An 11,481-nucleotide genomic window follows, 5' to 3' on the forward strand; every position below is an offset into this window, starting at 1 on the left:
CTGGCCTCCAATCCAGCCAGCATCTTGAATCACAAACATCCGGCTTTGGGAATCCTACGATTCTCTCAAAATAGGAATCGCTCTAGACGCCGTTCTTTTCGTCAGGCCGATGACCAACCCGGACGCCAGGAGATTATTGGGTTATCCGCGATGCCCAGATTCACTGGCGCGGCCTAAACTCAAGCGCACCCCGATTTATTGGCGGCGTCGCGCCGTTGCAGCTGTTGACTTGGGCCAGCAACTTGAAATCTGAACGAGCAAGCCCGGAGCGCCTCACTGCGTGGGCGCCGATCGAACGACCGTCAGAAAGGTTTTACGAGAACTTGTTCATCGCGTCCTCGTACCGAGCGTGATGGCCTCGGGGCGACGACGGGCCGCACGGTCGACGACACGACCTCTAATCCGGACGCTGAAACAACGCCGCGCGCCAGCATGTCGAACAGCACTGCCGCGATCAGTGAAACAAGAAGGATGAAAAGCGGCGTAACCAGGCGGCGATCCTTGAGCATCTCGCCTATATCGTTGTGCTCGGGAGCCGCGATCCCGACCGAATTTATGGATATGGAGGCGCTGTTGAAAGCAACCGACGCATCCCTTGGCGAAATGCGTCGGTTCCAGAAGCTTATGCGTGGCGGATTTCCGTCCCCAGCACCTTCAAACATTCGCGGATGAACGCAGCAAGCGCCGTCCAGCCTTTGGCAGAAACCATTGTCCCGTCCACATAGGCCTCGGTCGGCGACAGGTCGATATAGGTGCCACCCGCCAGTGTCACCTCAGGCTCGCAGGCGCCGAGTGCTGCGACCTTCTTGCCACGCACCACGCCGTCAACAGCGATCAGGATCTGCACACCGTGGCAGATGGTGAAGATCGGCTTCTTGGCCTCGTGGAAATGGCGCACGATCGCCTGCACGCGCTTGTCGGTGCGGATGTATTCCGGGCCGCGGCCGCCCGCGCAGTAGACGGCATGATATTGATCGAGCTGCCTCTCGGCTTCCGAGAAAGTCTTGTTGATCAGAGCATAGTGGCCGAGCTTTTCGGTGTAGGTCTGGTCGCCCTCGAAGTCGTGCAGCGAGGTCTTGATCAGATCTCCGGCGTTCTTGTCCGGGCATACCACGTGGATGGTGTGACCGACGGCTTCCATGGCTTGCTGATAGACAAAGATTTCGTATTCTTCGGTGAACTCACCGGTCAGCATCAGTATCTTCTTGCCTGGCATGGCTCTTCCTCTCAGTGTTTGAGCTAGGCAGTGCGCGGACCGCGCCCTGCCTTTCGGTGAAATCGGATAGGGTTAGAATGGCGAGTCGGGGAAATAGTATTCCTTGGCGTTGGCTTGGGTGATCAACGGCGCGTCGAGCTTGACGGTGCCACGGACGGGTGCCTGGCCGATCAGGTTGGCGACGGTCATGTAGATCGCGGTCTTGATCATCGACGGTGGATATGGCGTCTCGACCGGCGTCATGGCGTCGCCGTCGATCACCTTCTTGACGATGTCCTTCATGCCGTTGCCACCGAGCGCCAGCTTGATATCGGTCCGGCCCGATTGCTTGACCGCTTCGAGCACGCCAAGCAGCATGTCGTCGTCATTGGCCCAGACCGCATCGATATGCGGGTACTTGGCCAAATAGTCCTGCATCAGCTTGAAGGCCTCGTCGCTGTTCCAATGCGCGTACTGGATGTCGAGAACTTTCAGGTTCGTACCCTTGATCGTGTCCTGGAAGCCCTTGATGCGCTCGTCGTCGATGACGGTCGGAATGCCGCGCAGCACAACGACGTCGCCCTTGCCGCCGAGCTTATCGATCATGAACTTGGCTGTGTTGGTGCCAACCGCGATATTGTCGCCGGCGAGGTAAAGATCCTGGACGGAGGCGTCAGTCAGACCGCGATCGACGACGGTGATGAACGTGCCCATGTCCTTGATAGCCTTGACCGGCTGAGTCAGCTCTTCCGAGCTGTAAGGCAGGATCACCAAAGCATCCAGCTTGCGGCTGGCCGACAGGTCCTCAAGCGCGCTGACCTGCTCCGCCGCGGACGGCGACGTCTTCACGACCACTTCGACGTTCGGGAACGCGGCGTTGATTTCCTTGGCCGCTGCTTGTGCGTGATAGACGATGCCCGCCGTCCAACCGTGGTCGGCTGCCGGTATCGACACCGCGATGACCTTCTTGTCTTGCGCCATGGCCTGGCCGGCCAGCAGCAGCGCGCCAAGTGTCGCCGCCGCAATCCATTTTCTACTGAACATTGTCTTCTCCCTTGGACCTATAAGAACGTTGATCCGCGTGGTCCGGACGCGGCGCTATTTCGAATTCGAAAACCGCTGGATGAGCATGGCGATGATGATGATGACGCCCTGAACAGCGGCAACGAGGTATTCGGAGACGAAGTCCGACAGCACCATGAGGTTGGCGATGAGCTCCAGGATGACGGCTCCGGCGACCGTCCCCCACACATGGCCCTTGCCGCCGCGCAGCGCGGTGCCGCCAATCACCACGGCTGTGATGACCTGCAGTTCCCAAAGCTGTCCGGTCGTCGGCGTCGCGGCGCCCAGGCGCGGCACGTAGCAGATCGCGGCAATGGCCACGCAGACACCCTGGACGATATAGGCGACGGTCCGTGTCCTGATCACCGAGATGCCGGAATAGCGGGCGACATCCTCATTGGCGCCGACCGCCGCGCATTTACGGCCGTATTTCATTTTGTACAGGATGAAGGATGCGACCGCGGCGACGGCGACGGATATGAGGATTGGAACCGGGATGCCGGCAACCGTGCCGAAATAGACAGGCCGGTAGGCCTCGCGCAGCGACCGGTCGATCGGTATCGTGCCGCCGTCGGTCAGATAGGTTATCAGCGCCCGGAAAATCCCCATCGTGCCCAGCGTGGCGATAAATGGTTCGATCCTGCCGACCGTGACGATGAGGCCGTTGGCAAGCCCGCACAGCAGGCCGACCAGGATCGCCACCGCCATGCCGGCGGGAATAGCCCAGATACCGGCATGCGGCGCCACCGTGTTCATGAACATGATGGTGATGCCGGTGATGAAGGCGGCCATCGAGCCGACGGAAAGATCGAGCCCGCCGGACGAGATCACAAATGTCGCGCCGACCGCGATAATGGCGATGAAGGCGCTGCGGGTGATGACGTTGGCGAGATTGGTCGCGGACAGGAAATCGGGGTTGATGAGGTAACCCACGATCAGGAGGGCCGCCAGCGCAAGGAAGGGTCCGATGTCGGTCCAACTGACATTGAGATCCAGGGGGCGACGCCTGGGTGCGGATTCGGTCATGACAGCCATTCTGTGCCTCCCTTGGCTTTTGGCCCTGGCTTGGGGCCACTGGTCGCCAGTACCGCCACGTTGCTTTCGGTCATTTCGGCGCCGCTGACCTCGCCGGTGATGCGGCCTTCGCGCATCACCAGGATGCGGTCGCAGATGCCGATCAGTTCCTGCATCTCCGAAGAGATGACGATGCAGGCCTTGCCCTTGGCCACAAGCTCCTGGATGAAGGCATAGATCTGCGCCTTGTTGGCGATGTCGATGCCACGCGTGGGCTCGTCGATAATGACCACCGAAGGATCGGTCAGCAGCACCTTCGCCAGCAGCAGCTTCTGCTGATTGCCCCCGGAAAGCTGGCCCGCTTTGGCGCCGAGACTCTTCAGCCTGATGTCATATGCCTCCACGGCCTGTTCCAAGGCCTCCGCTTCGCGGCGCCGACCCATCGAGAGGCCCCGATGGAACACACCGAGCGCCGACAGCGTCAGGTTAGGCGCCAGGCGCTCCTGCAGCAGCAGTCCCTTGCCCTTGCGATCCTCGGTCAGGTAACCGACGCCGGCGTCGATCGCCGCGCGCGGCGATTGGAAATGGATCGACTTGCCCTCAAGTTCGACCTTGGCGGCCGCCGGGCGCAGGCCGATAATGCCCTCGAAGAGTTCGGTTCGACCTGCGCCGACCATGCCGGCGAACCCGAGGATCTCGCCTTTGTGGACCGTGAACGACACGTCCTCCGCATAGCCGGGAACGGAGGCGTTCCTCACGCTCAGCATCGGTACATCCGAAGGCGCTGAGGTCCTTTCAGGATAGAGTGCGGCCAGTTCGCGACCGACCATCATCCGCGCCATATCCATCTGGCTCAGCGTCTTGCCGGGATAGGTGCCGACCATCTTGCCGTCGCGCAGAACGGTCACTTTGTCGGCGACCCGTTGCACCTCGTCCAACCGGTGGCTGATATACAGCACGGCGGTGCCGTGAGCCTTCAGTCGCAGGACGATCTCCAGAAGGCGCTCGACCTCGCCACCGGTCAGAACGGCGGTCGGCTCGTCGAAGATAACCAATTTATAGTCGCCAAGCAGAGCACGAGCGATCTGCACCATCTGCCGGTCTGCCAGCGAGACGTCTCGCACCAGTGCCCTTGGCGAGACCGCGCAGCCGATCTGCGCCAGTTTGTCGGCCGCCAGCCGGCGCATGGTGCGGTCATCCACGACATGGCCGCGCGAAAGCTCTCGCCCGAGAAACAGATTATCGGTGACCGTGAGCCCCTCGGCGAGCAGGATCTCCTGATGGACCAAGGCGATACCGGCATCCTGTGCCTGGCTGGGCTTGGCAAATTTCACCGCGTGTCCGTTCATCGACAATGTGCCATGGCTTGGCTCGACATAGCCGGACAGCAGCCGCATCAACGTCGACTTGCCGGCACCGTTCTCGCCAATGATGGCGTGGACCTCACCGGGCAGGATGTCCAAAGTGACGTCCGACAACACCGTCACCGGGCCGTATTGCTTGGACAATTGCTGGGCGCGCAGCACCGGTTCGAGCGAACCATGCGCATTGCTGGACAACGTGCTCCCGCCCTCCCCGGCGATATTAGCGGCAATGGACATCCGTTCCGACCTCAATCGAATGCCGGGAGCAGGCGATCGCGCGAGTGCTCTATATGGATGCGCATCGCCTTTGCGGCGGCATCGGGATCGGCAGAGCCGAACGCGGCAAGAATCGCCTCATGTTCGTCAAGTGCCTCCTCGGTCACACGTGCATGAAACATCAGGCGGAAGATGTGGAAGTGCGTGTGCTGGTGGCCCAACGTCTCTCGGATGAGTTCGTTTTGAGAAAACTCCAAGATCTTGTCGTGGAAGATCGCATCCTGCCTGGCGAAGTTCGAATAGCGTACGCGATCATCCTTGCCGTCGCGGCGTGACATCACGCCGGCGGCTTCGAGCAACACATTGAACTTGGCCTCGTCCATCATTACGGCGGCCTTTGCGGCGCCATGCGGTTCGAGCAGCAGACGCATTTCGTACAATTCGTCGAAACGGCGCCGGGTGATCTGGGGTGCAGCACGATAACCGATCAAATGCGTCTTGAGGACGAGGCCTTCGCCTTCGAGCCGGCCAAGGGCTTCGCGGATCGGCGTGTGCGAGACGTTGAATTCCTTGACCAGGCTATCGACTGTAATACGTGAGCCTGGCGGGATTTTCAGCGCCATCAACTGCGCGAAGATGGCTTCATAGACATCTTCGACGAGACTGTTGGCGCGCTGGATGCGACCAACTCCAATGGTGGCGTCGCTTGGGTCGGCTAAGTTTGCGGTGTGCATATTTTGCCTCTTGACAGTCAGGACTGCTAACACGATGGTTCCGTCGATGCAATCCTATATCCTATACGATTTTAAAGTGGATATGTTTTAGGGGCGAGAGACACGCGCTTAGACCGTCCGATCCCAAGCCCAGTTCAATGCCTCCGTTTCCAGTCAGCCGCCGTCAAAGGACCGATCATGACCCTCTTCGCCGCCCTGCGGTTGCCGCGTGAAATCCTGTTCGGGAAAGGGCAGCGCCATGTGCTGCCGACGGTCGCCGCCCGGTTCGGCCAACGTGCGCTGGTCTGCACCGATGAGCGTTTCGCGGGCACAACGGTATTCGTCGACATCATCAAGTCCCTTCAATCAGCCTCGATCGAAGTCCTTGTGCATGACCGCGTTCTGCCCGACGTGCCACGCGACACGGTCGGCATCTGTGTCGAGGAAGCCAAGGGGTTCAGGCCGGACATGGTGATCGGCATCGGCGGCGGCAGCTGTCTCGATTTCGCCAAATGCGCCACGCTGCTTCTCAGCCATGGCGGCAAGCTCCAGGACTATTACGGGGAGTTCAAGGTGCCGGGTCCGACACTGCCGCTGATCGCCGTACCCACCACGGCCGGCACCGGCTCCGAGGTGACGCCGGTCGCGGTGATTTCCGACCCGGACCGGACGCTCAAGGTCGGCATATCGAGCCCTCACCTTATCGCTGCAGTCGCCCTGTGCGACCCCGAACTGACAATGACCTGCCCCCCTGGCCTGACCGCGATCGCTGGCGCTGACGCTTTGACCCATGCGATCGAGGCCTTCACCGCCATGCGGCGCGGTGAAGACCCCAATCTGCCGCAACAGCATGTCTTCATCGGCAAGACTGCCCTGACCGACCATTTCGCGTTGCTCGCGATAAAACTGCTTGGCCGGAGTCTGGAGAAAGCCTGCAGCGACGGCACCGATGTCGACGCGCGTGCCGATGTCATGATGGGCGCTCTGGCAGCGGGCTGCGCATTCGGCACCGCCGGAACGGCGGCGGCGCATGCCGTGCAATATCCGGCAGGCGCCCTCACCCACACCGCCCATGGTTTGGGCGTGGCGACAATGATGCCTTACGTAATGACCTATAACAGCCGCGTCGCCGCTGACGAGATGGCAGAGATCGGCGCGGCACTTGGCTTGGAAACGAAGGCGAGAACCACCGCCCAGATGGCAGCCGCCACAATCGAGGAGATCAGGCGATTGTTCGCGGCGATCGGCATTACGCCAACACTGGCGGATCTAGGCCTCCCCGCCGACAAGCTTGACTGGACCGCTGAGCAAGCGCTCGGCATCGACCGCCTGATCAAGAACAATCCGCGTGCCTTCGATCTCGGCACGATGCGACGCCTCGTCCAGGCTGCCCATGACGGCGACATCGCCGCCTGCGTTATGTGAAGAACGGAACAAAGCGATGAATTTGAACGCTCAGCAGCTCGACCAGGATGGCTATGACGTGCGCGGTTTTTCGCACGGACTCTACATCGACGGCACTTGGCGACCGTCCTCCGACGGTCGGCTCATCGATGTCGTCGATCCCTCCTCCGGGGCGGTGATCGCGGCGGTTCCCGATGCGACAGTCGAGGACGCCACCGCCGCCGTCGAGGCCGCGGCCAAAGCAGCTAAGGGATGGCGGGAGACGGCGCCGCGCAAACGCTCGGAAATCCTTCGGCGCTGTTTTGAGCTCATGGTCGAACGCTCCGAAACGCTCGCCATGCTGATCTCGCTGGAGAATGGCAAGGCGTTGCGCGACGCGCGCGGCGAAGTGGCGTACGCCGCCGAGTTCTTCCGCTGGAATGCCGAAGAGGCGGTCCGGATTACCGGTGAATTCGGCACTGCGCCATCCGGCACCAACCGGATCGTGGTCGATTATGAGCCGATCGGAATCTGCGTGCTGATCACACCGTGGAATTTTCCGGCCGCGATGGCGACCCGCAAGATCGCGCCGGCGCTGGCGGCAGGCTGCACTGTCGTCCTGAAGCCGGCCAGTGAAACACCGCTGACGGCCTATGCGCTGGCGGCACTCTACAGCGAAGCCGGCGTGCCTGCCGGCGTCGTCAACGTGCTGACCACGACCAGTCCCGGGCCGCTGACTTCCGCCATGCTCGCCGATCCACGCGTCAGGAAACTGTCCTTCACGGGGTCGACGGGTGTCGGCCGAACCTTGCTCGGCGAGGCTTCAAAGCATGTCATTTCCTGTTCGATGGAACTCGGCGGCAATGCCCCGTTTGTCGTCTTCGACGATGCCGATCTCGACGCCGCCCTCGACGGCGCGATGATCGCCAAGATGCGCAACGCCGGCGAGGCCTGCACCGCCGCCAATCGCCTCTATGTGCAATCGGGAATCTATGATGCTTTTGCCGACGGGCTCCGCAAGCGCATGGCGGCACTTAAGGTGGGAGCAGGCCCGAATGCAGACACAGAATGCGGGCCGATGATCACCAGAAAGGCTGTCGACAAGATCGACCGCTTGGTCAAGGACGCCGTGGGCCGGGGAGCCAAGGTGCTTTGCGGCGGGGCGATTTCGGAGGAAGAAGGATTCTTCTATCCGCCCACAGTGCTGTCCGATGTGCCGCCCGATGCGGAGATGGCGCACGAGGAGATTTTCGGCCCGGTGGCACCCATCACACGCTTCGACACCGAGGCCGAGGCGATCGCACATGCTAACAACACGGAATATGGTCTGGCCGCTTATATATACACACGCGATATTGGACGCGGCATGCGGGTGGCGTCGGAGATCGAGGCCGGCATGATCGGTCTCAACCGGGGACTGATGTCGGATCCGGCCGCACCATTCGGAGGCGTCAAGCAGAGTGGCCTTGGCCGCGAAGGCGGCCAGCACCACGGCATCGCCGAGTTCATGGAGGCTAAATATATTGCCGTCACCTTCTGAACCGGCAGTCATGTCAAAAGACCCTTTCCGCACCCGCGACCATGTGGCCGATTTTGACTATATCGTGGCCGACATAGTGACTCGCAGCGCGGAAACCCGGGCGAACCTGCCGATGTCGGCTGATATCGCCTATGGCGAGGGCGAGGCCGAAAGGTTGGACCTGTTCTTTCCGCCCGGCGAGCGCAGGGATCTTCCCGTGCACATCTTCATCCATGGTGGCTACTGGCGCATGTTCTCCAGAAGCGACTATTCTTATGTAGCGAACACAGTCACCAAAGCTGGGGCGATCGCGGTCATCGTCGACTATGCGCTGATGCCTGAAGTCAGGATGGCGGCAATCGTCGACCAGATCCGGCGTGCCAAACAATGGGTGCTGGACAATATAGCCGCCCATGGCGGTGACCCTGCCCGGCTAAGCGTAAGTGGTCATTCGGCGGGCGCGCACCTGGCCACATTCCTGTTCGAAAAGACGCCAATGCCATCGCGCATACGTGCGGCGCTGCTGCTAGGCGGCCTTTACGACCTCAAGCCCCTTCAGACGTCCTTCCTCCAGCCGCTAATCGGAATCACCGATGAGGAGGCAACTGCCTTCACCCCGATGACGCGGTGGCATGACCCGGAGACGGCAGCGACCATTCTCGTCGGAGATCAGGAAACGTCACCTTTTCACCAGCAGGCCGCCGACTTCGGAAAGCGCTTACGCGCGCAGGGGCAACTTGTCTGCGACCTCCGCCTGAATGACCGAAACCACATGAACAGCGTGCGTGATCTGGGCATCAGCGGCACACAATCTGGCGATTGCCTGATGGCGATGATCGAGGGAAACGGCCTATAGGACGGAAGCTGGGGAAAGTAGAGCCGCTTGACTGCCGGGCCAGACACTCCCGTCACTCAAGAAAGTACCGTCACGGGATCGCGGCAGCTACCGGCATCGGGCTGAGCTTTGCGGCAGGTGAAATCCGGCAGAGGACACAACCGACGATTCCTCATCGTCTTTCTCCACACTGCATGCGAGTGGTGCCGATCGACCATCGCGACGCCCACCGCTCCGTCGGCATCATCACCGCGGGGCTATGTGCACCAGTCCTTCTCCGAACAGCTGATGAACCTCATCCGCACCAATTTGCGAACTGGCAAACTGAGCATCGCGCCTTCGGACAGGCACCTTGCACGAGCGCCGAGAATGGTGCGGGACGCCGTCATTCGCAGGCCGGCCTCACCTGAATATCAGCGCACGCTCAGTCGGTCTGGATCCAGATCGACTTGGTCTCCAGATATTCATTCAGATGTTCGATGCCGCCCTCGCGGCCGTAGCCGGACATCTTCATGCCGCCGAACGGCACCGCCGGGTCGATGGCGTGGTACATGTTGACCCACACCGAGCCGGCCTTGATGCGGCGGGCGAGCTTGTGGGCGGTGCCCAGATGACTGGTGAAAATGCCGGCGGCCAGGCCGTAGGGCGTCGCATTGGCCCGCGCAACGGCTTCGTCGAGCGTGTCGAACGGCATCGCCGAAATCACCGGACCGAAGATTTCTTCACGCGCGATGGTCATCTTGTCCGACACCGCGCCGAAGACAGTCGGCGCGATGAAATTGCCGCCGTCGTAGATCTCGCCGGTCAGTCGCGAGCCGCCCGCTATCAGTTCCGCGCCTTCGTCGCGGCCGGCCTTGATATAGCCCACCACCTTGCCGGCCTGCCTGGCATTGATGAGCGGGCCGATTTCGGTTTCCGCCTCGATGCCATGGCCGATGCGAAGCCTGCCGGCAAACTCGGCTACCCGGCGCACGAATTCGTCATGGATCTCGCGCGCCACGAACAGCCGCGATCCGGCGATGCAGATCTGGCCCGAATGCACGAACACCGCCATCGCGGCGACAGGAACCGCCTTGTCGATGTCGGCATCACGGCAGACGATGATCGGCGATTTGCCGCCGAGTTCCAGGGAAACGCGCTTGAGGTTGATCACGCCCGCCCGCGCGATGGCCTGGCCGGTCAGCGTCGAGCCGGTGAAGACGATCTTGTTGACGTCGGGATGTTTAGCGAGCCACGCACCGGCCTCCGCCCCGGTGCCGGTGACGACGTTGACGACGCCGTCGGGAACGCCGGCTTCCTGCATCAGCCTGGCGATCAGCAACGGCGTCAACGAGGCATCCTCCGAGGGCTTCAGCACGATGGTGCAGCCGGTGGCGAGCGCCGGCGCGATCTTCCAGATCGAAGCGGCGGTCGGAGCGTTCCAGGGGATGATCGCGCCGACAACGCCCACCGGCTCGCGCCTTGTGAAGCTGACGATCTCGCCAGGGATCGAATTGTCTATGGATTCGCCATGCAGCGCGGTCGCCATGCCCGCATAGAAGCGCAGCATGCCGATGACGCGCCGCCGGTTGGCGAGCGTGCGCGTGATCGGCAGTCCCATGTCGAGAGTGTCCGAAACGCTGAGCTCTTCCCAATGGGTCTCGAAGAGATCGGCGATGCGCAGAAGCACGCACTGCCGCTCATAGGGCGAAAATTTTGACCATGGCCCTTCGAAAGCCGTGCGCGCAGCGGCCACCGCCGCATCGACGTCGGCCGCCGAGCCACGCGGCACGGTGGCCAGCACTTCGCCAGTCGCCGGGTTGAGCGCCTGCATCTCCTGGCCGGACCGTGCCGGAACCCACTTGCCGCCGACGAACATCGGCCGGAATTCGCCGTGGTAGAGCGCCGTGGCCTTCGCCCGCGGGTCGAAATTCAGCGTCATCCCTTCCTCCTCACAATTCCGTGGCGACTATGCCTCCCACGCCGGTCGACCTCAAACAAGAAAGCTAAAAGGGCGTTCAGATAATCGGACTGTGCAATGTACGCGACTTCCCCGATGGTGCCGGCAATGGAGGAACAGATATGAGACTTGCTGGCAAGGTCGCCATCGGCGGCAGACCTGGCCCGCTCGGCCTTTGGCGGTCTCGACATACTGGTCAACAATGCCGGCGTGGCCCAGCCGCCCCTGGCGCTCGAGACGA

10 protein-coding genes are annotated in these 11,481 nt (G+C 61.8%); 3 read left to right on the top strand and 7 right to left on the bottom strand.

Annotated features, from left to right (window positions below; genetic code table 11):
* Nucleotides 1-302: 302 nt before the first annotated feature.
* The 6 genes from NKH06_RS08755 to NKH06_RS08780 all read right to left on the bottom strand — a co-directional run bounded on the left by NKH06_RS08755 (nucleotide 303) and on the right by NKH06_RS08780 (nucleotide 5,585).
* Nucleotides 303-509, bottom strand: a complete 207-nt coding sequence (locus tag NKH06_RS08755; protein ID WP_352676084.1) for a hypothetical protein — start codon at nucleotides 507-509, stop codon at nucleotides 303-305.
* Between the two features lie 113 nt (nucleotides 510-622).
* Nucleotides 623-1,216, bottom strand: coding sequence for a DJ-1/PfpI family protein (locus tag NKH06_RS08760; protein WP_013533129.1), 594 nt, complete (start codon nucleotides 1,214-1,216; stop codon nucleotides 623-625).
* Nucleotides 1,217-1,288: 72 nt separating this feature from the next.
* Nucleotides 1,289-2,239 (bottom strand): substrate-binding domain-containing protein, encoded by a 951-nt coding sequence (locus NKH06_RS08765; RefSeq protein WP_023808960.1) that lies wholly within the window; start codon nucleotides 2,237-2,239, stop codon nucleotides 1,289-1,291.
* A 54-nt stretch (nucleotides 2,240-2,293) separates the two neighbouring features.
* Nucleotides 2,294-3,283, bottom strand: coding sequence for an ABC transporter permease (locus NKH06_RS08770; protein WP_352774907.1), 990 nt, complete (start codon nucleotides 3,281-3,283; stop codon nucleotides 2,294-2,296).
* Nucleotides 3,280-4,872, bottom strand: coding sequence for a sugar ABC transporter ATP-binding protein (locus tag NKH06_RS08775; protein ID WP_352676080.1), 1,593 nt, complete (start codon nucleotides 4,870-4,872; stop codon nucleotides 3,280-3,282). Before NKH06_RS08775 ends, NKH06_RS08770 begins: the two co-directional genes overlap by 4 nt.
* Nucleotides 4,873-4,883: 11 nt before the next feature.
* Nucleotides 4,884-5,585 (bottom strand): GntR family transcriptional regulator, encoded by a 702-nt coding sequence (locus NKH06_RS08780; RefSeq protein ID WP_352553532.1) that lies wholly within the window; start codon nucleotides 5,583-5,585, stop codon nucleotides 4,884-4,886.
* Between the two features lie 177 nt (nucleotides 5,586-5,762).
* Here NKH06_RS08780 and NKH06_RS08785 point away from each other — a divergent pair, with 177 nt between their 5' ends.
* From NKH06_RS08785 to NKH06_RS08795, 3 genes are read left to right on the top strand one after another with little or no spacing between them, the layout of a single operon-like run.
* Complete coding sequence (locus NKH06_RS08785) at nucleotides 5,763-6,989, top strand: iron-containing alcohol dehydrogenase (protein WP_352553534.1); 1,227 nt, start codon at nucleotides 5,763-5,765, stop codon at nucleotides 6,987-6,989.
* A 16-nt stretch (nucleotides 6,990-7,005) separates the two neighbouring features.
* On the top strand, nucleotides 7,006-8,487 hold the full coding sequence (locus tag NKH06_RS08790) for an NAD-dependent succinate-semialdehyde dehydrogenase (protein WP_352892763.1): 1,482 nt from the start codon (nucleotides 7,006-7,008) through the stop codon (nucleotides 8,485-8,487).
* Between the two features lie 10 nt (nucleotides 8,488-8,497).
* Entirely contained in the window at nucleotides 8,498-9,322 is an 825-nt protein-coding gene (locus NKH06_RS08795) for an alpha/beta hydrolase (protein ID WP_352676104.1), read from the top strand.
* Nucleotides 9,323-9,725: 403 nt separating this feature from the next.
* Here NKH06_RS08795 and NKH06_RS08800 read toward each other — a convergent pair whose 3' ends face one another.
* Nucleotides 9,726-11,222, bottom strand: coding sequence for an aldehyde dehydrogenase family protein (locus tag NKH06_RS08800; RefSeq protein WP_352892765.1), 1,497 nt, complete (start codon nucleotides 11,220-11,222; stop codon nucleotides 9,726-9,728).
* Between the last annotated feature and the right edge of the window lie 259 nt (nucleotides 11,223-11,481).

Source organism: Mesorhizobium sp. M1342, assembly GCF_040317955.1.
Taxonomy (GTDB): Bacteria; Pseudomonadota; Alphaproteobacteria; order Rhizobiales; family Rhizobiaceae; genus Mesorhizobium.